The following is a 23257-nucleotide window of genomic DNA, read 5'->3' on the forward strand; positions in this document are numbered from 1 at the left end:
TCCTTATTCAATCTCAGAAAGATCGCCGGGGGTGGTCTCTTCGATGGAATCCAAATCGCCGAAGTATTCCTCAATGATGGCGTCGAGCTCGCCAGAGTCTTTCATATCTGTGAGAACCTGATTGACGGCGTCGACGGATTCTGTGTCGTCTTTTTGCAAGCCAATGCCGTACCACTCGTTGGAGAAGAATGAGCCATCGGCTTTGGTCATGTCGAGGACCTCGAACTTGCCGTCATATTGTCCGGCGTAGCCCGCGAGGATCGGCGCATCTGATGTCAGCGCATCAACATTGCCCTGGGACAGCGCTTCGATGCAGCTGGAATTGGTGTCATATTCTTGCAACTGGACGCTCGGGATTTCTTCCTTCACGCGCTGTGCTGGCTTGGAGCCGGCAGTGGAGCACAAGATTTTGCCGTCGAGGTCTTCTAGTGACTGGATGGAGTCATCGTCTGCGCGTACCAGCAATGCTTGGTGGGTCAACAACAGTGGGCCGGCAAAGTCCACGATTTCCATGCGGTCCGGGGTAATGGAATATCCGCCTTGAATCAGGTGTGTCTCACCGTTGCGCAGCAGGGTTTCGCGTTGGGCAGCGGGGGTTTCTCGGTACTGGATATTTGGGGTATCCCAGCCATTTTCTTCAGCCAGGGTTTCCACAATCTTAGTAGCGATTTCTGTCTCAGCGCCCGTGTAGGATCCGTCGCCTTCACGCAGGCCGATGCCCGGCTGGTCGAATTTCACGCCGAGGATAACGTTGCCTGATTCAATTGCACCCAGCAGTCCACCCTCTGATTCGCCGGACGAAGAGCAGGCAGCAAGGGATATGGCAGTGGTACCGGCCAGCAGTGTTGCCGCGATTTTATTCTTAGACATGAGGATGTTCTTTCTTTTTGGCTTGGTTAGTAGGGAAGCCGTGATCTAGCAGGTTCACGCGGTCCTTTTCTGGCACCGGTTCAATTTCGCCGGCGGCAGCAGCCTCGCGGTAGGAAGAGATCTCTTTGCGCAGCGGCTTGGCCAGCAGGTAAATGCCCAGCAAGTTTGGGATGGCAACGAGGAAGAAAGTGGCGTCAGAGAAACGCACCACGGTGTCTAGGGAGACGGAAGCACCAACGACAATCATGATGATGTAGATGACGCTGTAAATCTGCTTGGCCCTTTTGTTGTCATTGAAGATGTATCCGAAGTTGACCTGGCCGTAGTAGCAGTAAGATAACACTGTGGAAAAGGCGAAGAGCACAATGCAGGCAGTGAGTACGAAGGTAAAGCCATAGGAAACAGTTGCAAAAGCATTGGTAGCCAAGGTGATGCCGTCTGCGCCGGTGTTGAGGTGTTCACCAGTAACAATAATGGCTATAGCGGTGAGCGTACACACAATGACGGAGTCCAAAAACGGCTCCCATGCAGCAACCAAGCCTTCTTCAGCAGGACGACGGTTCTTGGTCACGCCGTGTGCCAAAGCCGCGGTACCAACACCAGCGACGTTGGAAAACAGTGCACGCTGAATACCGATGATGGCCACACCCAAAATGCCGCCGGAAACACCTTCTGGGGTGAATGCTCCTTGGAAGATCTGCACGAAGGCATTCGGAATCTCAGAGAAGTTAAAGCCCAGAACCACGAAAACAGCAACCGCGTAGAGCACGGACATCACCGGAACCAGGCGGCTGGTGGCGTTCGCGATGGAGTTAATTCCACCGATGAGCACGACCGCGGCCGGGATCGCGATGGCAAGACCCACGATCCAACCATTGCCGAATAGGAAACTGTCTTCGCCACCGGTGATATCAGTCAGGTGCATAGCCACCTGGTTGGCTTGGAAGATGTTGCCAGCACCCATAACCGCAAGCGCCATGCCGATGGCATAGAAGTAGCCCAGCGACAGACCGAGCTTTGGCTTGCCGATGGACTTTAGACCGTATTCCAAGAAGTACATCGGACCGGCGGCTACCGTGCCGTCATCGTTGACACGGCGAAACATCTGGCCCAAGGTGGCCTCGGCGAGTTTGACGGCCATACCAAGCACGCCAGCTGCAGCAATCCAGAAAGAAGCGCCGGGCCCGCCCATGGTGATGGCGACGGCAACACCGGCGATGTTGCCTAGACCAATCGTGCCGGCGAGTTCTGTGGCAAAGGCTTGGAAACTGGTCACTTGGCCGGGGTCGGATTTCTTGGCCAGCATTCCGCGCACGGCGCGAATGGCCTGTTTGGCGTCTTTGATAGGGCGGACGCGCAGATAGACGTTACAAAATACGCCACCGGCAACAAGCCACACGACTACGAGCGGAAGATCCGCTCCGAGAACCGGTACGGAGAAGAAAACCGCCTTTTCCAGAAAATCTACGAATGGGCCAAAGACTGATTGGATGGCGCCGTCGATACCGCCGGGGTCTTCCTGGGCGAGGGTGTGGGTAGTTAATATGGAGCTCAACTTCGGACCTTTCTGATTGATTAGCAAGGGGAGGAAGTGTGGAGACACTCGAATCACAAATTGACATGGATTGCACAACCCTTATTTTGTGATGTGAGATACATACTAGGTTATCGATAACCCATAAGTGAAGCCTTTTCTGAAAACTTTCCTATTCGGGCCGAAAGTTCCCACGGTGAAGCGGGGGCCAATGCTTGTGGCTGATTAGGATTAAACCGAGTACAAACGAGCAGAGGTTAAGGGGTGACTGGGAATGGCGCCTGGTGATGAATGGGCCAAGCGGATAGAGCAGGTGGGGCGTGAGGCCGCACTGAGTCAGTCGACGTTAAAGCAATCAACGCAGACGTTGATTCGTCAGTTGCTATTTTCCGGAATCATGGTTCCTGGGGAAATCTATTCGGCCAATTCTTTGGCCACCCATTTGGGTATTTCTAATTCTCCTGCGCGCGAAGCGATGATGGCGCTGGCAGCTAATGGATTGCTAGAGCCGGTTCGTAATCGCGGCTTTAGGGTGGTGGAACTCTCCGAGCATGATCGCTTTGAGGTTTATGAAATGCGCGTGCTCATTGAGGTGGAGGCGGTGCGCCAGGCTGCGATCCGCGATATCGGCACGGAGGTGATCGAAAATATTGTAAGGCTTGCGCAGGAGTCCATTGAGGCCTTGCCTGCAACGAATAAAGAACCAGCTTTGCCGTATCTCAATGCGGATCATGACTTCCATATGGCGCTGGTGGATGCCGTGGGCAATTCACGCTGGTCAAAAATCGTCTCTAACCTGCGCGACGAGTCTCGTGTCAATGATGCCTATCGGCACTTGGAGGATAATCAAGGATTGCAACACTCGGCTCAAGAGCATATCGAGATCGCTCAGGCGATCCGAGAGCGGGATCCGGAAAAGGCGGCCGCGCTCATGTTAAAGCATCTGGAATATGCCCGCCCACACGGCTATTCGCCCGCAAATTAGCGCCTAACCCAGCTACACCCCTCGTCCTCCTCCAGCATTTCTGCAGGTAGATGAGGGTCTTTGATTTTTCTTCTCGAAATCTATTGCGCAGCTCACAACTTTCAAGTTAGAGTTATCGATAACAGATAACCGGTCAGATATGGCGCTTGCCATAAAGTGTGGGAGGAGGAAAAAGTGGTTGATGTAAAGGTTCCGCTCGTACCGAACTACGCGCAAACACAACCTGAGATTGCCAACATCGTCATCATCGGTGGAGGAATCATGGGCATGAGCACCGCGTGGCACCTGGCATCGCGGGGTGTCAAGGGCATTGTCGTGCTTGAACAACACGAAGTGGGTAGAGGATCTTCTGCCAAACCGATGGGCGGGGTGCGGGCGAACTTCTCCGACCCCATGAATGTCATCTTGGGCAAGCGTTCTTTAGATACCTTCCGTACTTGGAAAGAAGACTTTGGTACCAATATCGAACTTGCCAAAGTCGGCTACCTGTTCCTCGCGCGCACTGAGGAAGAAGTGGCCAATCTGGAAGAAGCTACGAAAACCCAAAATGACCTGGGCGTGAATTCTTCGATGATTAGCCCGGAACAGGTCGCTGAGGTTAATCCCTTTATTGACCCAAAGGCTATTTTGGCTGGATCGCTTTCACCAGATGATGGCTATGCCTGCCCGGCAGCCGCAGTTGCCGGTTACATGCGTGCGGCAATTGCCATGGGCGTAACCGTCATGGACCACACTGAGGTGCTGGATATCGCCACATCCGGCGGGGCGATTGAATCAGTCACGACCCAGCGCGGAGTAATCCGCACAGAGCAGATTGTCTGCGCCGCCGGTGCTTGGTCCGCGAAGATCGGTGAGATGGCCGGGCACACCTTGCCGGTGGAACCGGTCCGCAGAATGATCGGACTGACCACGCAGATGCCCCAAGCCCATCCCACGGTGCCCTTTACTTTGGATCTGTCCACCACCATGTACATGCACAACTATTACAACGGCATGCTGCTGGGCATCTCGCATCCCCAAGAACCTGGCTTCAACCGCGATTACAGCTTTGAGTGGCTTGATGCGTTTAATTCCGCGGCGAAGATTTTCGCGCCAACGCTTCAAAACCCGCAGCTAGATTCCGGCTGGTCTGGGTTTTATGAAAACACTCCAGACCGCAACGCGATTATCGGCGCATCAGATCGCGTGGCGGGTTTCTACTACTGCACGGGATTTTCCGGTCACGGATTCCTCCAAGGACCTGCCGCAGGCGAGTTCATGGCAGACATCATCCAAGACCGCGAATCCTTCCTTCCTCATGACGGATATTCCACGTCACGTTTTGAACAAGAGCTCAATTCAGTCATCGAAAAGAACATTATCTAAGGAACAGGAAGGCAAACAATGGTCTTTCAAGAAACATCAACGCTTCGCGCACGCTTCGCACGAAGTCTGTCAGATATGTACGGCCGCGAAGTTCCCGCTTACACCACGTTGGTGGAGGTATCCGAGGCAGTCAACACCGACTTCATGGACAAGATGGGTGCGGAAGCAGAACGCTTGGGCAGCATCGGCCGCGTAACTGCTGAGCGTCACGGGGCTATCCGCGTCGGTTCGCCAAAGGAAATGAGCCAGGTGGCAGCGGTCTTCGCCGGTTTCGGCATGTACCCAGTGGGATTTTATGACTTGCGCGATGCCGCGAAGTCGTCCGTGCCAGTCGTGTCCACGGCTTTTCGCCCGACCGACAAGGATGAGTTGGCAAAGAATCCTTTCCGCGTGTTTACCTCTATGCTGGCAGCCGATGACCCGCGCTTTTTCACGCCGGAGCTGCAGGAAAGGCTGCAGGGATTCATCGATAAGCGAAGCATCTTTTCCGATGAACTAGTCGCGATGGCCAATAAAGCGGCAGAAAATAAAGGGCTAGAGGAGCACGACGCGGATAAGTTCATTGAGCTGGCCACGGCAGCATTTGAGCTTAACGATGAACCCATTGATGAACAGTGGTACCGCGAACTCGAGGCAATCTCGGCTGTGGCCTCGGATATCGGCGGCGTGCGCTATACCCATATCAACCACCTGACCCCGCGCGTGCTGGATATTGATGATTTGTACAACCGCATGGAAGCCCGCGGCATCACCATGATTGATGAAATCCAAGGTCCACCGGATTGGGATGGCCCCGATATTTTGTTGCGGCAGACTTCTTTCCGCGCGCTCGATGAAGAACGGATTTTCAAGTTCGCCGACGGTACGGTGGGCCCGGGTGCGCTGCGGGTTCGCTTTGGCGAGGTCGAGCAGCGCGGCATTGCGCTAACGCCGAAAGGCCGCGCGCTGTATGACACCATGAACACCCAGGTGGATGAAAAACTCGCGGCTGACTCGGATAAAACCCGCGTGGAACTTGCCCGCGAGGTGTGGCAAGCCAACCTGCCGAATACGGAGAAAGGCCTGCGTGAGCAGGGACTAGGCTACTTCACCTATGAGGTGACAGGGGAAGCTGAGCCGGGGGAGTACACGGTTGAGCAGCTTATCGATGCCTCCGTTCTCACCGCCCAACCCATTGTCTACGAGGACTTTCTTCCGCGCTCGGCGGCAGGCATCTTCCAGTCGAACCTGAAAGATGAAGGTACCCGCGATAACCAGCAGCAGGGAACTGACTATGACCTGCAAGCAATGTCGAAGATTGTCGGGCGCGAGATTGTCGAGCCTTATGAACTCTACAAAGCCCAGGAAGCAGCCTCCTTGGATGCTGCCGCGCAGCAACTAGGCATAACCATCCACCCCACTCCCGCACTTAACAACTAGTGAAAAGGAACCATTTTCTATGACTACTCAGACTCACGACCAGCTTCTTTCCACCATCCAGGATGCTTTGAAAGCGTGTGGCTACACTGGTTCGCTGGAAGGCGGCAACCTGCAAACCCGCACGCCATTGACCGGCGAGGACCTTTTTAAAATCCAGGGCACCACCAAAGAGCAGGCAATGGAGATGATCGCGGCTGCCGATGAAGCCTTCAAATCCTGGCGCGATGTTCCAGCACCCCGCCGCGGCAATGTGATTAAGCGCTGGGGCGAGCTGTTGACTGAACATAAGCATGACCTGGGAATCCTCGTTCAAGTGGAAGCCGGAAAGTCTATTTCTGAGGCTGAAGGCGAAGTCCAAGAAATGATTGATATCTGCGATTTCGCGCTCGGCCAATCCCGCATGCTCTATGGCAAGACCATGCCTTCGGAGCGCCCCGGGCACCGTTTGATGGAAACCTGGCACCCCATCGGTGTGGTCGGCGTGATTTCTGCATTTAACTTCCCGGTGGCTGTGTACTCGTGGAATACCGCAAATGCCCTGGTCTGCGGTGACACCGTCGTGTGGAAGCCATCGGAGATGTGCGCACTTTCCGCCCTCGGTGCGCATGCTTTGTTGGCGCGTGCCATTGAAGACTGCGGTGAGGACCAAAACATCAGCCACCTCATCCTTGGTGACCGCACCGTCGGCGAAGTACTTCTCGATGACCCTCGCGTCGAACTTGTCTCCGCCACTGGTTCTACCCGCATGGGTCGCGAAGTCGCGCCACGCGTCGCCTCGCGTTTCGGTCGCTACCTGCTGGAACTCGGCGGCAATAACGCAGCCATCGTCAGTCCCACCGCGGACCTCGACCTAGCATTGCGCGGCATTGTCTTCGCCGCTGCCGGTACCGCTGGCCAGCGCTGCACCACCATGCGCCGTCTCATCGTGCACGAATCCATTGCGGATAAGTTGGTGGACCAAATCGTCGCCGCCTACAAGACACTCACCATCGGCGACCCGCGCGATGAGTCCGTCCTCGTCGGCCCACTCGTCAACCAGGGCGCATTCGACGGCATGCAGAAATCCCTCGAAGCAGCCAAGGAACAAGGCGGGGAAGTACTCGTCGGCGGCAACCGCGTTATCGTCGATGACACCGAAAAGTCTTTCTACGTCGAACCAGCCGTGGTGCGCATGCCTGAGCAATCAGAAATTGTGCACAATGAAACCTTCGCGCCAATTCTCTATGTTCTGACCTACTCGGACTTCGATGAGGCAATCGCCCTGCACAACGCTGTGCCTCAAGGTCTGTCCTCGGCTATCTTCACCCAGGACAACTCCGAGGCAGAGCTCTTCTTGTCTGCTTCGGGCTCCGACTGCGGTATCGCCAATGTGAACATTGGTACCTCCGGTGCTGAAATCGGCGGCGCATTCGGTGGTGAAAAGGAGACTGGTGGCGGCCGCGAATCCGGCTCCGATGCCTGGAAGACCTACATGCGCCGCGCGACCAACACCATCAACTATTCCGGCGAACTTCCACTGGCTCAAGGAGTAAAGTTCCTCTAATGTCCTCTGCCATGCCACAGCGAACCATCAAGTTTGACCGTCTGGACCCTTCAGTGTTCAAGAAGATGGCGCGTTCTGGCATGCGCGAAGATATGACCACGCGTGCCGCCTATTCCTCCGACGCGTCGGTTTTCCGCCGCATTCCGAAGGCAGTGATTGAGCCGAAGTCGGCGGACGATATTCGCGATGGCATCGAAATCGCGAAGCAGCGTGGCTGGTCGATTATCTCTCGCGGCGGCGGCACCTCGGTTGCGGGTAATGCCATCGGTACGGGGTTGATTATTGATACTTCGCGGTATTTCAACCGCATCTTGGATATCGACGTCGAAAACCGCACAGCCACCGTTGAGCCCGGCGTCGTCTGCGACGGGCTGCGCGACGCGGTCGCTGAATTCGGGCTGACCTATGGCCCTGATCCGTCCACGCATTCACGCTGCACTATCGGTGGCATGGTCGCCAATAATGCCTGCGGTTCGCACTCGGTTGCCTACGGCACCGCGGCAGAAAACCTCGTATCGGTCACTCTCATGCTGGCCAATGGTGAGGAGGTTACTTTCGATGGCAGTGGGGTAAGCGACGCAGGCATCGATAAGCAATTGCATCAGCTTGTCGATGCTAACGCTGACCTCATTGATACCGAACTTGGCCGATTCCCGCGCCAAGTATCCGGTTACGGACTGCACTATTTGCTGGACAAGCACGGATTTGATGCGGCGAAGGCGATCGCGGGTTCGGAAGGCACTGTTGGTGTTATTACGAAGATGACGGTCAAACTCGTGGAAGTACCCCAGGCTAAAGCCTTGGCAGTCCTGGCTTTTGAGACCGTTTACGATGCAGCATCGGCGGCGGCGAAACTGCGTCTTCCAGGTGTTGCGACCATTGAAGGCATGGGCGGTGACCTGCTTGATGCCCTGCGCAGCAAGCGCGGCCAAGAGAAAGCCGGCGGGAACCTGCCTGGCATCCGCAAGGGTATTCCCGCGGGTGGCTGGCTGTACTGCGAAGTCGGAGGCGATACCCTTGCTGAGGCCGAAGCGTTGGCTGAAACTGTCGCTGCCTCGGTGGATACTGTCGACACCGTCGTGGTTTCCAACCCGCAAGAAATGCGGGAATTGTGGCGCATCCGCGAGGCTTCTGCGGGCGTGGTGACGCGTCTGCCTGATGGCGGGGAAGCATGGCCAAACTGGGAAGACTCCGCTGTGCCACCGGAAAACCTCGCCGATTACTTGCGCGACCTCTACGCGCTGATGGATAAGTACTCCCTGCGTGGCATTCCTTTTGGCCACTTTGGTGAGGGCTGCGTGCACGTGCGTATCTCCTTCGACTTCGGCAGCGATGAAGGCGTTGCGATATTTAAGGAGTTCATGAACGAGGCCGCCGAGCTGGTCTCTTCTTATGGTGGCTCTTTGTCCGGTGAACACGGCGATGGCCGTGCGCGTTCCGCGCTGCTGGACCGGATGTACTCCGAAGAAATGTGTGATTTATTCAAGAAGTTCAAGAACATCTTGGATCCCGATGGGCTATTTAACCCCGGAGTTCTCGTCGACGCCGACGAGGTCACCGACGGGCTCCGCATGGCTCCTGGCCAGCGGAAATTTGAACTCACCCCGGTGCACAAATTCAGCCATGACAAGGGTTCTATGGTCAATGCCGTCAACCGGTGTGTTGGCGTCTCCGCCTGCCGCTCGGAAGAAAACTCCATGTGCCCGTCTTTCCAGATCACTGGCGATGAAGTCCATTCCACCCGCGGCCGTGCGCGTCTTCTATCGGAGATGTTTCGTGGGGAATCAGTTGCCGATGGCTACAAGTCTGAAGAGGTTCTCGAAGCCCTCGACCTGTGTCTTTCGTGCAAGGCTTGCGCGTCCGAGTGCCCTGTCAACGTGGATATGTCGACCTATAAATCAGAGTTCTTGCACAAGCACTACCAAGGCAAAATCCGCCCGATGGCGCATTACATGATGGGTTGGCTCCCGCTTCTCGGCCATATTGCGCACAAGATTCCGCTGCTCCCACGGCTTATCGATACATCCATGCGCACGCCAGGACTCAAAACCCTTATCGCGAAAGTCGGCGGGCTGGATACCTCGCGCCCGCTCATCCGCTTTGCTCCGACGTCGCTACGCAAGTGGCACAAGAAACGCAGCACCAGTTCCGCCACTAAGACTGTGGTCTTGTGGCCTGATTCTTTCAATGCCTCGCTGGATACTTCACCTGCGACCGCGGCGGTTGAGGTGCTGGAATCGCTGGGATACAACGTCGAAATCCCGCAGGCTTTTGTCTGCTGTGGTTTGACCTGGCATTCCACAGGTCAACTGGATATGGCCCAGCGGGTACTCAAGCAGACCGCCAAGGTGATGAAGCCTTATCTGGACCGCGGATTAACCGTCGTCGGCATTGAGCCATCGTGCACGGTCATGCTCAACGGCGAAGCAACAGAGCTTATTGATGACCCCGCCATCACCCAGCTCGCTGGGTCTACCATGTCTTTCGCGGAGTTCGTTGCGCCGCTAATCAAAGAAAAGGTGGATGCCGGCGAAATCCGGCCAGCCAACATTAGCGCGCTGACCCAGGTGCATTGCCATGAGAAATCGCTCGGTGACCCACAGCATTCCGCACAGCTTCTCGAGGCCCTCGGTGTCTCGCAATCCGATATCGAAACCGGTTGCTGCGGTTTGGCCGGGAACTGGGGCTTCGAGAAGGGGCATGCTGAGATGTCCATGGCACTGGGGGAGCGCGAACTTTTCCCCAAAGTCCGCGAGGCTGGAGCCGACGGAAACGCTGTCATCGCCGACGGCTTTTCCTGCCGCACCCACATCGACCAGGGCACAGGTGTTGCCCCTCAACATATTGCCGAGATTGTAAGAGACGTGATGAAAGGCGAGTAAGTAGGGCGTGATACTTATTAAAGGATCAGTTTCCCTGACTGATCCTTGAAATATTTGAATATGGAGGACCTTGACATGGAGATGTCAAAGATTGCTGAGTGGACCCTATATCAGGAGGTCCCAGTTCCCGACGACGTCACATCAATTTTGACTCGTGGCGAAGAAGCCTTAGTGGCTTATGAAACATTCCGTGACTCGGCCATTTTCACCACGAAGCGACTCATTATGCGTGATGCCCAGGGCCTAACGGGTAAAAAGGTTGAAATTTATTCTCTTCCATACAAGGCCATCGACATGTGGTCCACTGAAAATGCCGGCACCTTCGATTTAGATGCAGAAGTAGAACTATGGACTCGCGCCGGGCATATCAAGATCAAGCTGAATCACAAGATTGATGTTCGCCAGATTGATTCCTTGATTGCCCACTGCGTGTTAAACAGTCAGTAGATGATTAATCTTTTGCTGCTTGTTTTGCTGGCCACCAGACTTTCGGTCCGATGTCGGTAACGAGGCCGGGAATTAGCAGGGTGCGCACGATGAAGGTGTCCACTAGCACGCCGAAGGCGACGATGAACGCGAGCTGGACCATGAACATCAGCGGAATAACAGACAATGCTGCGAAGGTTGCCGCGAGGACTACGCCGGCTGAGGTAATAACTCCGCCGGTAACCGTCAGTGAATGCAGCACTGCTTTTCGTGTGCCCATGGTTGGGGTTTCTTCCTTGGCTCGGGTCATCAGGAAGATGGTGTAATCCACGCCGAGTGCGACGAGGAAAATGAAGCCATACAGCGGCACCGTCGGATCCGCGCCAGGGAAGTTGAACAGACCGTTGAACACCAGTGCGGATACACCCATGGCGGCCGCGAAACTGATTACCGTGGACAACAACAGCAGTACCGGAAGCAATAGTGCGCGCAAGAGAATAATGAGCACGATGAGAACCACGGCGAGAACCAGCGGGACGATAACACGCAGGTCACGCTCGGCGGTGAGGTTTGAATCCAAGGCTGTGGCGGACTCACCACCGACCAAGACAGCGCCGTCGAGGACGGAGAATTCATCGCGAAGCTGTGCGACCGTATCTTGTGCCTCGAGAGAATCTGCTTCCTGATTGAGGATGGCTTGGATGTACACCTGCCCGTCGACCACATTTGGATCCAGATTCATCGGCGGAGTATTCGCCGGCGCACCCGACTCAGAAGTCAGTGTGGCTTCGGAGACTTCCGGATGCTCATCCAAGATTCCGAGCACTTCATCCTGCAATTCTTCCGGAGCAATGATGGAAGCAGGTGAGCCGGCACCGGCATCAAAATGCTCATTGAGGACTTCTTGGCCAGCCTTGGCATCAGTGTCAGAGAGCAAAATATCCGAGTTGGAGACACCGGTGGCATTAAGCAACGGCAGCCACGCAGCACCGATGAAAAGGAGCACTAGCGTGCCAGCCCAGACCTTACGCGGGCTGCCCTCTACCAGGGAGGCAACCTTGTGCCACAACTTGTGCGAGTTATTTGCCGCATTTTCATCGCTCGAGTACTTCGGCGTGACCGGCCAAAAAGCGATACGGCCGAACAGGTATAGCAGTGCGGGAAGCAGCGTCAGCGCGGAGACCCACGCGAAGAAAATACCGGTTGCGGCAATAGGCCCGAGGGAGCGGTTCGAGTTTAAATCGGAGACCAGTAAACACAGTAGAGCGATAGCCACGGTTGCAGCAGAAGCCGTGATCGCGCTGAACGATGCCTTCCATGAAGCACGCAACGAATCCGCAACCGATTCTTTGCGCTGCAATTCTTCACGTTGGCGCGCAACCATGAGCAGCGAATAATCTGTCGCAGCACCAATGACCAGAATGGACAAGATGCCTTGGGCTTGGCCGTTGAGAACAATAATCCCGGATTTAGCCATCCAGTAAATAGTCAAAATTGATGCACACAGCGCTGCCACGGCGGTGACAATAACAATGATCGGCAGCAGCGCAGCGCGGTAAACCGCAACCAGAATAATCAAAACCGCAACAAGTGCGACAATAAGCAAAATACCATCGATACCCGCGAAAGCGCCCGCTAAATCGGAGCTAAAGCCCGCTGGTCCCGTGACATAAAAATCACCAAAATCAGAAGGAGCGAAACTGCTGTCAGAAATTTCGGCGGTGAGTTCTTCAACTACCTCGGTGGGATCGGCTGATTCTGTATCAATCAACGTGATGTACTGAACGGCCGTGCCGTCTTCAGCAATCTGCGGGCCAATGACCTGCATGACCCCATCAACCGATTCTATTTGCTCCGTGCCGGAGGCAAGCGCAGAATCATCGACCTCACCTACTTCACCGGCGATGATGGCCGGAATTCCTTGGCCGTCTGAGAACTCCTCAATGAGGTCACCGACCTGCGTGGACTCAGAACTCGCTGGAAGGAATGTAGATTTGTCGTTGGTGCTAACTTCGGAGATTTTCCCGAAAGTTGGCCCGCCCAAGCCGGTGATGGCCAGCCAAATGATCACCATGACTAGGGCAGCGAGGGCGTTGAATATCCGAGCCTGTTTCATTCTACCGAGTCTACGGGAAAACAGTACTAGTCCAGTACAGCTTCACTCGTATTCACCGCATCGGCGGGGTCTCGTCCCCATACAATCTATCACGGGATTCTTGCTTCATTATGGGACCGGTATTCCGCATCTAAAAGAACGATGTCTTTGGCGATGAGTGCCGTGTCAGTTCGAGTCTTCGTCGCTACTGCGGAGCCTGTCGCTGTAACTTCCCCGCTTTTCCTCTTGTCCTACTTGGTCATTCTTTTTGGAAAGCCTCACCAACACAATAATGAGTAGAGCATTGACCGCGATACCGGAATCATTTTCCGTCTTGCTAAACCGAGCATGGCGCAGCACGGTTGCTACTGCCACAGCAATCGGTGGGACGGCAATCGCGGTGGCAACCACACCCATTGGAAGCGGATTACCAGCAGTGATGTGCCCACCACCGAAGAGCAACACCGTCTTATTGAGAGGTCCCCCCATACCGAAAGCGACCATTGCGCCCAACAAGAAGGTGGAGGTGCCTTGCATCCCTGGAGAGGGCGACCGTGAGGGCATCGAAAAGCGATGCAATAGGAACGCCAGTGAGATAGATAAACAGCAGGCCAACTACCACGGTAGTAATGATCGCGATGCTAATAAATGGCCAATTCGGGGCGACGAACTTATGCACTGGAAGCTTCTTAATTCCGAGCGCGAGGTATTCGGACAAAATGCCGGTGACAACACCGCGTATGAAACCAGCATTAGCTTCAGGCCATAAGGATCGCTATTGACGGCGATAAGACCAGTAATCAGACCAGGCGCGAGACTAGGGCAGTCCGCGATACCAACCGCAATATAGCCGGAAAGCACCGGAACCTTCAGAGAAAACGCTAGATCACCGATTTTGGAGATGAAAAGCCACGGGGGAATCCTCCGAGGTGCCCAAGATCTCAGCGGACGGAACGACGCCGATAGAAAGCAATAGTGCGAGAAGAAGACCACCGGTGACCGCGAACGGAATCATGTGGGAAACACCGTTCATCAGCGCTGTGTACAGTGTGATTCCAATACCAGGAGTGGAGGTTTCCTCCGCGTCGGCATCTTCCTGGTAAGCGGCTTGGGTAAACGTCGCGGCGTTGAGTGCCTTGGAGATGAGCTCTTTCGGGGACTTGATGGCCTCACCAACACCGGTTGCAACAAGCGGCTTGCCGATGACAATCGCGTCAGCATTTTTGATGTATTCGGCGGTGAAGTGTCCTTCGACGCCGATGGAGCCGTGGGTTTGAATCTTGATGTCATAACCCAGCTACGCGGCGGCAGCTTCAAGGTTTTCTACCGCCATGTAGGTGTGGACGATTCAGGCGGGGCAGGCCGTAATCGCGAGGATGAGAGGGGCTTGCTCTTGTCAGTCATTCCGCCCATTTAAGCACTTAAGAAACCATGTCCCAGACAGTTGCGAGAAGAACCAGCACACCCATCACCATGACAAAGTAGTTGGTCTTGCGGCTGCGGAACTTCTGTAGTGCATCAACCTTGTAAATCGCGAACATTGGCAACAAGTAAGTCATCAGCGCGAAGAAGACTCCGCCGACCACAGAAATCATGTCCAAGATGGATGGATTGAACACGGCCACGATGGAAGTGACAACAAAGATGAACAGGTAAACCCACAAGTCCATCTTGCGGTTAGAAATCTTCTTGGCGGACGGGAACACCAGTCCAACCAGGTAGCGGGTACCTTCCACCGTGCCCAAGGAGTGACCGAAGTAGGAGGATGCAATCGCGCAAATCACCACGATGGGTGCCATGTAAGCCATGAACGGGGCGCCGGTGACGTTTGCGAAATAAGACAGCACAGGCAGGTTCTGCTCATTAGCGGTATCCATGCCGTCCGCGCCCATGGCTAGTGCGCTGGACCAGACGAAGAACATGGTGAACACGGTTAGCAACACAACGGAGCTGCGGATGACCTTGGCGGTCTGCTTACTGTGGTTAGCGCCGTACTCATTTTCCATATCGAGCACGAACTGCGAAATCGCAGCAACAAAGGAGAACGCAAAAACCAGAACCGGCAAAATCAGGATCATGGCGCTGACCATTCCGCCGGCATCCTTTGGGCCTGCCTCCATAAAAGATGCGATATCCCACTGCGGAATCAGGTAAAGGGAGACAGCAGCCAACGCGATAATCAGTGGGTAAACCACAAACTGCGCGACAAGCAACATGATCTTGTCACCAAAAGCCAGCGCCAGCGTCATCAAACCAACCAGCACTGGGGCCAGGAACCAGCGGGAGAGAGACGGGCCATCAAGCTGATTGACCACGAAACTGTCCACGGTGTTGACAATGCTTACACCGTAAATCAAAACCACGGGGAAGAACGTAAACCAGTAAATGATCGCGATAACAATACCGGCGTTCTTGCCAAAGTAGTCCGTGAGAATCACCAACACGTCCTCGCCCTGGAGACGAGACGAGCTCATCATCCACGAAAACGCGAGGTGCGCTAAATAGGTCATCGGACCAATGAGCACCGTAGCGATGAGCAACGGCCAGAAACCGAAGCTTCCGGCAGAAATAGGCAAAAACAAGATACCGGCACCGACTGCGGTGCCGAAAAGCGTGATGGTCCAGGACCGATTCACTGCGCCTTTAGTTTCGGGCTCTTGAATAGCCTGCGTAACAGACATCTAATGAATGCTCCTTGTTGTTGTGCAACTAACCCAAAATTATCCTCAGTGATGATATGTTTTATCCCACCGACCAATCCACTATATGGTAGAAATCACGTTATGGGAAACTTGGGATTTGTCGAAAACTTGGCATTGTTGCCCACATGCGTTCTAGCCTGGGGTGCAGATTGCTAGACAAGGAGAAAAATTGTGGAATACAACAGCATCACCGTAGAAACTCGCGACAAGGTTGGTCTGATTACCCTCAACCGACCGAAGGCACTCAATGCTCTTAATAAGGAGATGCAGGCTGAGGTTATCCAGGCCGCGCGTGCTTTCGATGAGGACGAAAACATTGGCGCGATTGTTCTCACCGGTTCGGAGAAAGCCTTTGCTGCCGGCGCTGACATCAAGGAGATGGCGCCGCTGTCGGGTGTTGATATGTACAAAGCTAACTGGTTCGCTGATTGGGAGCAGTTCATGGCTGTGCGCACACCGATTATTGCGGCGGTCAATGGCTACGCACTCGGTGGGGGCTGTGAGGTTGCGATGATGTGCGATTTTATCATCGCAGGAAGCAAGGCCAAGTTCGGTCAGCCGGAAGTCAACCTCGGCATCAGCCCTGGTATCGGTGGCTCCCAGCGTCTTACCCGCGCGGTGGGCAAGGCCAAAGCCATGGAAATGTGCCTGACCGGCCGCATGATGGATGCTGAAGAAGCAGAGCGCAGCGGCCTAGTTGCGCACATTGTGGAACCAGAGGAGCTTTTAGACAAAGCACTTGAGACTGCCCAAACCATTGCTTCCAAGTCGCAGGTTGCAACCTCAATGATTAAAGAGCAAGTCAACACCGCTTTTGAAACTACGTTGTCCCAGGGACTACTGTTTGAGCGCCGTGGTTTTCACGCGCTATTTTCTTCGCAGGATCAGAAGGAAGGCATGGCAGCTTTTTCTGAAAAGCGCGATGCCGATTTCACTAATTCCTAATAATCCACCGGATAATCGTGGACAGGTAGCCAGCGAGCCCCAGCAGCGTCAGCAACCTGATGAGCTGCACGCTAACGACCGCAGGCCCGGAGCCACCCTCATGCGCGAGCGCGAGGACGGTTTCTAGGCCACCCGGGCTGGTGGCCAGATAGGCATCGAAATAGGTGACGTCCATCCACCAGCTCAACAGCAGGGCAGTAGCGGCGCAGGTTGCGATGGTAATGATGATAAACAGCAAGGTCATCGGCAGCTGACGGGTAAAAATCTTCAGCACCTGCACTGATAGTCCGCCGCCGCAGAACCAGCCGATGATCAAAAACGCAATGACCGCCACGAAATTAGGCATGACCAGCGCATCTGGGATGAATTGGCCAGCCACAACGGTCAGCAGCAGCGGTGCGAAGATGTGGGGTGCAGGAAAGTGCAAGAGCTTACCGATGTACGGTCCCACCAACGCAAAGACTACCAACAATAGGGCACCCCACCAGGTGCCAGTCTCTTCTGCGGCACCAGTGGCGGTGACATTAAAAATAGATGTCACCAGTGGCAGCGAGAGCGAAACAATGAGCAAGCGCAGATATTGAGAGAGCGCCACGAGACGAAAATCGGCGCCGGTTTCCCTGGCGATCACCGGCAGTGTTGATGAACCGCCGGGGAGCATGCACAGGATTCCGGTTTGTGGAGAAATCTCTTTCACGCTTTTTGCCAGGACCACGCCAGCGCTCATGCCGAGCGCCACGGTGATGATGGAAACCGCCAGCCCCGGCAGGACATAGGGGGTAACTTCACCAATGCCGATACCGACTAAGGGAAGCCCCGCCAAGACACCGATAACGCCGCGACCAGCTTTTTCTACGTGGGAGTTAAGAACCAGCTCTTCACGGTGTACCAATGCCATGCCGCCGGCAACGATGATCCCTGCAAGAATCCACGCCGCGGCAACGTTGAAGTAATCAAAGAGCAGACCTAGAGCAATTGACGCGGGTACAACGAAAATCCACGTCAATGTACTTCTCATCGCTCTATCAACACTCCATCCGAATCGGCATAAACCATGGCACCGGGGGTTACTTTAATACCCGAAATGTCTAGTGTAACCCCGACCTCCCCGGTGCGCTCTTTCTTACTGCGCTTCGGGTTCGAGCCCATCGCCAGCACACCCAGGTCGATTTCTGCTAGCTCCGCCCGGTCGCGAATCGCGCCGACGATGACTACGCCAGCCCAGCCGCTTTCCTGAAACATCTTCGCCATGTTGCCGCCCATCAGCGCGCAGGTGATTTTCTCTTGACCATCAACCACCAGGACGCGACCTTTACCAGGCTGTTTCATCAGTTCTTTGAGCAGCTGGTTATCCTCATCGACGCGCACGGTCTCAGCTGGGCCAGAGAAATGCTCAGTGCGGCCGAGGTTTTCGAAGTTCAATGGGAGAGAATCGACCTTTTCGCCCAGTTCATCATAGTTATCGCTTTCTTGTTGTGAGGGAAAGAATGGAAGGGATGACGCCGCCATCGACAAGCAATTGTGCTTCGTTGCCTGTTTCGACGGCCGCCGTGGCCTGGTAATTCACCGTCGAGCCATCAACCTTGGTGACGGTGACCGGGACCTGGCACCGCGGGCTGACCTCGACAGCTTCGACGCGGATGCTGTCACCCGGTTCTAGGTCCACGAAGTCGCGGGGAATCTCCAGCGGCAAAATGCCCATGCCAATGAGGTTTGAGCGGTGAATGCGTTCATAGCTGGTGGCCAACACAGCACGAACCCCCAGCAAGCGCTGGACTTTTGCGGCCCAGTCGCGTGAAGAACCCATGCCGTAGCGGTCTCCTGCGACCACGACCACCGGCTGGTTTTCCTCCGCGTAGCGCCCGGCGGCATCCCACACCCGCATGAGATCGCCACTCGGACTATGTACGGTCATCGCGACACCAGGGGCATCCGTCAAAGCGTTCTTCACAGCGCGCGAATAGAAGGCAGCGCGTGCCATGACCTCCCAGTTGCCCCGACGGGAGGCAAAAACATTCAGATCGTCGCGGTCCTCGCCGCGCTCGACGAGGAAGTCTGCGACGAAGGAGTCTTTCGGAATCGCGCTGGCAGGCGAGATGTGGTCGGTGGTGATGTCATCGCCAAGCACTAGCAGCGGATACGCGTCATAGGTGCCCAATAGCGACTGTTGGTCCAAGTCCGCGAAAGGCGGCGGGCGCAAAATCGTGGACTTCTCATCCCACGGAAACAGCGGGCCATCAGGAGCATCAATTTCATGCCAAAGTTTGTTGTTGGATGCCTCGTAGAAATCGGTCCCGAAATCATCTGGCGCCATGGCCGTGGTGAAAGTTTCATCAATATCGTGCGGGCTGGGCCAAATCTCGTGCAGATAGACCGGATTGCCATCGTGGTCTGTGCCCAGAGGCTCGGACGAGATATCAATATCCGCCCTTCCTGCAAGGGCGAAAGCGATGACCGATGGTGGGGACATGAGGAAGCCATAATCCAAATCGGGGTGCACGCGGCCGGGGAAGTTGCGATTGCCGGACAGCACTGCCACGGGCGTGCCTTCTTGCTGGGAAATCTCAGAAGTCAACGGGCCTGAGTTGCCGATACAGGTGGTGCAACCAAAGCCGACGATGTCGAAACCAATCGCAGACAGATCTTCCAATAGCCCGCCGCGCTCGAGATAGCTTGCCGCGGCAGGGGAGCCCGGTGCCAGCGAGGTCTTGACCCACTTCGGTGGAGTCAATCCTCTTGCCCGTGCATTGCGAGCAAGAAGTCCTGCGGTAATTAATAGGCGTGGGTCGGTGGTGTTGGTGCAGCTGGTGATAGATGCAATGGCCAACGGGAAGGCAGGTGACTCAGGCTCGGTTTCTGCCATTACTTCGGCAAGCGTATTGATTCCTTGCAAGTCCTGCGGGCGACGTGGACCGGCGGCAGACGGAAAGACCGTGGCGAGATCCAACTCTAAGGTCTGGTTGAAGGTAGGGTTTGCCTGCGGATCGAACCACAAGTCAGCTTCCTTGTAATAGGAGCGCACGAAATCGATGTGCTCGGCGCTGCGGCCGGTCATCGCAAGATAGTCCATGCCGGCTTCATCGACAGGGAAGTACGCGGTGGTCGCACCAAACTCAGGAGCCATGTTTGCCACAACTGCGCGGTCGCCAACAATACTCCATCCTGGTTGGCTCCCCAATCGCGATTGGTATGTACTCGCTGATGGGCCTTGTCCTGGTCGCAGCGTTCGTGCGCCGCTTCCAGAACAAGCGCGCCGACGCGAAGCGCGAGAAAGAAGAAATGGCTAACGTTTAGTTCTTGCTAGTTCGCAACAAAGTACATCTGCTTATTGACGAACTCATCCATCGCTAACGGACCCAACTCACGCCCGAAGCCAGAGCGTTTGACGCCACCGAAAGGTAGCTCAGCGCCCTCGCCTGCGGGCGTGTTTACATTTGCCATCCCGACCGCCAGTCGCTTTGCGATGGCTTCGGCGCGCTCCGAATCTTCAGAAAATACCGCCCCGCCCAAACCAAAGTGGCAATCATTCGCCAGCTCGAGCGCCTCTTCATCGCTTTCAACTTTGTATACGGCAGCGACTGGTCCAAAGAATTCCTCATAAAAAGAATCCGAGTCACGCGGAATCCCCGTGACGACAGCGGGGGAGAAGTACGCCGTATCGTCTGCGAGAGCCCCACCTGCATGCAACGTCGCGCCTTCTTGTAGTGCAATTCTCAATTGCTCATCCAGTCGCTCTGCTGCAGCACGCGACGACAACGGACCATAAACATGTGTGTCCGTCCCATCCATTTCCTGCGGATCCACGGGCTTCATCTGCTGGGCAATCTCAACCAATTCCGCCACGAATTCATCGTAAACATCAGCCATGACGATAAGCCGCTTATTGGAATTACACGCCTGGCCCGTGTTGTACATGCGAGTTTCCCACGCCAATCGCGCCGCAGCCTGCACGTCTTTCGTGTCGAGCACGATATACGGATCCGAACCTCCCAACTCTAATACTGCCTTCTTGAGATTCTTTCCCGCCTGCGCACCGATAATCGCCCCTGCGCGTTCAGAGCCCGTCAGAGAAACACCCTGGATGCGAGGGTTAGCAATCATGTCCGCAATCTGATCATGTGAAGCGAAGACGTTGTTATAAACCCCTTGCGGTAGACCCGCATCGCTTAAAATCTGCGAAATTGCCAGCGCCGACCGCGGGCAGATCTCCGCATGCTTCAAAATGATCGTATTGCCCAGCATGAGGTTCGGTGCAGCAAACCGTGCAACTTGGTAATACGGGAAATTCCACGGCATCACACCCAACAGTGCGCCAATGGGCAAGCGATGAATCATCGCCCTGCCCGCAGAATTCGTCGGAATTTCCTGGTCAGCAGCAAAATTAGGCCCGTTATCCGCGTAGTATTTGAAAATTTCCGCCGCAAACTCGGCCTCTTCGATGCCTTCTACCAGCGGCTTTCCCATTTCCTCGGCGATGATTTCTGCGAGGTCGCGCTTCCTGGCATCGAAAAGATCTGCTGCCTTCGCCACCATCGCCGCACGCTTTTCGATGCCCGCCTGCCCCCACGACTTCGACGCCTCATCAGCGGTGATTACGGTATTTTCAATTTCTTCAGTAGTTGCAGTTGGGAAGGTTTCAATCGCTTCATCAGTAGTTGGGGTTTGCACTCTATAAGTCACGGCCAAACACTCCTTCGCATCGCCTGTTAGAGCCCATTGTGCCAAAGCAAACGGTGGCGTGCCGCAAGAACTCAAAACGTTGCCAATTCGTTACTTTGTTCGACTGGCGGGGTGGTGTCGGTTGTGTTTATTATGGTGATAGAAAATGAGTTCGATACAAGTGAGAGTGTAATGAGCCGCCCCTTCTATGCAGTTAATAACCCTAATAAACCGTTAGCCAGACTTTATTCCACAGCCCGTTGTGCAGAATTTAACGCCTGGATGCAGTTAATTCCTGCGTTCGAAGAAGATTTCGATTTGACAAGTGAAGAGTGCGCCCGTCATTATGGACAAAGTGCTCATAAGGTGGGGCAGATTTTCCTCGCATTACAACGAGTTATCTTTGAGCTTCCCAAGCTGCATGCCGTGCTCCAAGACCATTGGCATTTAGATTTTCCACGCATCATCGCCATCGATGCAGCATTATCAAAACTAGGACCACATCCCGATTCCGAAGTAATTGAAGAACTCGACGAGAAAATCGCCGAGTTTCTAACACCACGAGTTGTAAATCAACACCTTCCATCTTCCAACCGCATCGGTCGGCGCGTACGGGAGATGGTTCATGAATACGATGACCGCGTACCGGTAACGGACCCGCGGCCGCAGCGCAGAATGGTTAAGACAAAGTTGACCGCGAACTCTTCGTCGTTAGCTGTGGAAGCTCCACACGAAGATATTCAAAAAGCCGAAGACTGCATGAAAGCCACCGCAGATGCGCTGGGGGTTTCTCGTGCGGAGGCTATGTTGCAGGTATTAACCGGCGAATATGAAAGTAGAAAAGCTGAAACTAAGCTGGTGCTCTTTTCTCCGAAAGGTATTGAAGGAGCACCCGCTTATCTCCAAGGCTTCGGGTGGGTGGGCCCTGAGACCGTCGAGCGGCTGCGCGAAGGCGCTACCGTTATCGATGCCGATGAGGTAGCGAATGCAGAAACCGCCAGCTACAAACCCACCGATGCGATACGCGCTTTCGTGGAAGGACGCGACGGGACGTGTCGTTGGCCAGGCTGTAGTGTTCCAGCGCAAAATTGCCAGCTCGACCATCGCCACAATTTCGACGAAGGTGGTCCCACGTCGCCTTCGAATCTATTCGCACTCTGCCAGCATCATCACAACGTCAAAACCGATACCCGCGCAATGTACATCGTGGACCCTATCTCCGATGTCATCTACTGGCTTTTCGAAGACGGTACCTGGGTTTCTGATACCGCGGAGGAAGGTCCAATCGGACAGGGCTCCAAGCGGTGGATGCAAACCTATGGCCAGAAGTTGGTAAAACGCCGTCAAAATGCGCAAGAAAAGGCGCATGAGCTTGCCGATGAAATTGATGACTACTACCGCGAACGCGCCAAGCAAGACCAACTGGAACAAGAACAACGAGACATCATCGATGAGCTGTGGGTAGATGACATCAAACTACTGCGCGCGATGCTGGGGCAAGGGGAGTTCTCTGGTGAGATTCCACTTCCTGGTCACCTTAACGTCTTTCTAATTTTGGAAGCGGCGCAAAGGTTGGGTCTTGATTTTGAAGCTGCCGATGAAGTGGCGCCATGGGTTCGTGTTCATAAGAAGATTGTCGAGCATGAACGCCAAGAAAATGAGCGCAAGATTCTAGAAGAAGCCGAAGCGATGGCTCACGAGTTGGCCTTAAAGATTCTCAAGGAAAAAGAAAACGAGGAGAGAGGCGAAAACGACGAGGCCGAAGAAGAATTGGTGAAGGTTCCGCAGAATCCGGAAGACCCACCGTTCTAAGAAATACGTAAAGGTGGATA

20 protein-coding genes are annotated in these 23257 nt (G+C 54.8%); 10 read left to right on the forward strand and 10 right to left on the reverse strand.

The features are described from left to right. Positions 1-3: 3 nt before the first annotated feature. Positions 4-870: a glutamate ABC transporter substrate-binding protein gene (locus CSTAT_RS03630; protein WP_075722499.1), complete on the reverse strand. Its 867-nt coding sequence runs from the start codon at positions 868-870 to the stop codon at positions 4-6. Continuing rightward, on the reverse strand, positions 863-2425 hold the full coding sequence (locus CSTAT_RS03635; protein ID WP_075723781.1) for an alanine/glycine:cation symporter family protein: 1563 nt from the start codon (positions 2423-2425) through the stop codon (positions 863-865). The genes CSTAT_RS03630 and CSTAT_RS03635 overlap by 8 nt, the downstream gene beginning before the upstream one ends. Before the next feature lie 253 nt (positions 2426-2678). Here CSTAT_RS03635 and CSTAT_RS03640 point away from each other — a divergent pair, with 253 nt between their 5' ends. From CSTAT_RS03640 to CSTAT_RS03665, 6 genes are all read left to right on the forward strand, one after another. After that, complete coding sequence (locus CSTAT_RS03640) at positions 2679-3389, forward strand: GntR family transcriptional regulator (protein WP_075722500.1); 711 nt, start codon at positions 2679-2681, stop codon at positions 3387-3389. A 174-nt stretch (positions 3390-3563) separates the two neighbouring features. Continuing rightward, a complete protein-coding gene (locus CSTAT_RS03645; protein WP_075722501.1) occupies positions 3564-4754 on the forward strand; it encodes an NAD(P)/FAD-dependent oxidoreductase in 1191 nt (396 codons plus the stop codon). Between the two features lie 18 nt (positions 4755-4772). Beyond that, the gene (hglS, locus tag CSTAT_RS03650; RefSeq protein ID WP_075722502.1) at positions 4773-6173 is read left to right on the forward strand and encodes a 2-oxoadipate dioxygenase/decarboxylase; all 1401 of its coding nucleotides are present in this window, start codon (positions 4773-4775) and stop codon (positions 6171-6173) included. Between the two features lie 19 nt (positions 6174-6192). Next, entirely contained in the window at positions 6193-7716 is a 1524-nt protein-coding gene (gene amaB, locus CSTAT_RS03655; RefSeq protein ID WP_075722503.1) for an L-piperidine-6-carboxylate dehydrogenase, read from the forward strand. Then, entirely contained in the window at positions 7716-10598 is a 2883-nt protein-coding gene (locus tag CSTAT_RS03660) for an FAD-binding and (Fe-S)-binding domain-containing protein (protein ID WP_083640647.1), read from the forward strand. The genes amaB and CSTAT_RS03660 overlap by 1 nt, the downstream gene beginning before the upstream one ends. 75 nt (positions 10599-10673) lie before the next feature. Then, positions 10674-11045, forward strand: coding sequence for a PH domain-containing protein (locus CSTAT_RS03665; RefSeq protein WP_075723783.1), 372 nt, complete (start codon positions 10674-10676; stop codon positions 11043-11045). Between the two features lie 4 nt (positions 11046-11049). On the opposite strand, the gene CSTAT_RS03670 is transcribed toward CSTAT_RS03665, so the two are convergent. The 3 genes from CSTAT_RS03670 to CSTAT_RS13430 form a co-directional block, all read right to left on the reverse strand. Next, positions 11050-13140 carry an MMPL family transporter gene (locus CSTAT_RS03670; protein ID WP_075722504.1) on the reverse strand — a complete coding sequence of 697 codons (2091 nt, stop codon included), beginning with the start codon at positions 13138-13140 and terminating at the stop codon, positions 11050-11052. 165 nt (positions 13141-13305) lie between these two features. Further along, entirely contained in the window at positions 13306-13656 is a 351-nt protein-coding gene (locus CSTAT_RS13425) for a hypothetical protein (protein ID WP_156845089.1), read from the reverse strand. 349 nt (positions 13657-14005) lie between these two features. Next, complete coding sequence (locus tag CSTAT_RS13430; protein ID WP_153301059.1) at positions 14006-14152, reverse strand: hypothetical protein; 147 nt, start codon at positions 14150-14152, stop codon at positions 14006-14008. Positions 14153-14227: 75 nt separating this feature from the next. Here CSTAT_RS13430 and CSTAT_RS13435 point away from each other — a divergent pair, with 75 nt between their 5' ends. Beyond that, positions 14228-14536 carry a hypothetical protein gene (locus tag CSTAT_RS13435; protein WP_066792766.1) on the forward strand — a complete coding sequence of 103 codons (309 nt, stop codon included), beginning with the start codon at positions 14228-14230 and terminating at the stop codon, positions 14534-14536. A gap of 4 nt (positions 14537-14540) precedes the next feature. Here the strand turns inward: CSTAT_RS13435 and CSTAT_RS03690 are convergent, their stop codons facing one another. Further along, positions 14541-15800 (reverse strand): SLC5/6 family protein, encoded by a 1260-nt coding sequence (locus CSTAT_RS03690; protein WP_066792768.1) that lies wholly within the window; start codon positions 15798-15800, stop codon positions 14541-14543. Positions 15801-15992: 192 nt separating this feature from the next. Between CSTAT_RS03690 and CSTAT_RS03695 the strand changes: the two genes are divergently transcribed. Beyond that, a complete protein-coding gene (locus CSTAT_RS03695) occupies positions 15993-16766 on the forward strand; it encodes an enoyl-CoA hydratase (RefSeq protein WP_088859194.1) in 774 nt (257 codons plus the stop codon). Here CSTAT_RS03695 and CSTAT_RS03700 read toward each other — a convergent pair. Genes CSTAT_RS03700 through CSTAT_RS03710 form a run of 3 tightly spaced genes read right to left on the reverse strand, consistent with a single transcriptional unit; the run spans position 16756 to position 19890 of the window. After that, on the reverse strand, positions 16756-17784 hold the full coding sequence (locus CSTAT_RS03700; RefSeq protein WP_075722507.1) for an AbrB family transcriptional regulator: 1029 nt from the start codon (positions 17782-17784) through the stop codon (positions 16756-16758). The two genes, CSTAT_RS03695 and CSTAT_RS03700, sit on opposite strands and share 11 nt — an antisense overlap. Further along, positions 17781-18275: a ribonuclease E activity regulator RraA gene (rraA, locus tag CSTAT_RS03705; protein ID WP_075722508.1), complete on the reverse strand. Its 495-nt coding sequence runs from the start codon at positions 18273-18275 to the stop codon at positions 17781-17783. The genes CSTAT_RS03700 and rraA overlap by 4 nt, the downstream gene beginning before the upstream one ends. Next, the gene (locus CSTAT_RS03710; protein WP_244892895.1) at positions 18226-19890 is read right to left on the reverse strand and encodes an aconitase family protein; all 1665 of its coding nucleotides are present in this window, start codon (positions 19888-19890) and stop codon (positions 18226-18228) included. Before CSTAT_RS03710 ends, rraA begins: the two co-directional genes overlap by 50 nt. A 2-nt stretch (positions 19891-19892) precedes the next feature. On the opposite strand from CSTAT_RS03710, the gene CSTAT_RS13440 reads away from it, so the two are divergent. Next, on the forward strand, positions 19893-20060 hold the full coding sequence (locus tag CSTAT_RS13440; protein WP_156845090.1) for a hypothetical protein: 168 nt from the start codon (positions 19893-19895) through the stop codon (positions 20058-20060). Between the two features lie 6 nt (positions 20061-20066). Here CSTAT_RS13440 and CSTAT_RS03715 read toward each other — a convergent pair whose 3' ends face one another. Beyond that, entirely contained in the window at positions 20067-21452 is a 1386-nt protein-coding gene (locus CSTAT_RS03715) for an NAD-dependent succinate-semialdehyde dehydrogenase (RefSeq protein ID WP_075722509.1), read from the reverse strand. A gap of 255 nt (positions 21453-21707) precedes the next feature. Here CSTAT_RS03715 and CSTAT_RS03720 point away from each other — a divergent pair, with 255 nt between their 5' ends. Further along, entirely contained in the window at positions 21708-23237 is a 1530-nt protein-coding gene (locus CSTAT_RS03720) for an HNH endonuclease (protein WP_244892896.1), read from the forward strand. Positions 23238-23257: the final 20 nt, after the last annotated feature.

Origin of the sequence: Corynebacterium stationis, assembly GCF_001941345.1 — a bacterium.
Lineage (GTDB): Bacteria > Actinomycetota > Actinomycetes > Mycobacteriales > Mycobacteriaceae > Corynebacterium > Corynebacterium stationis.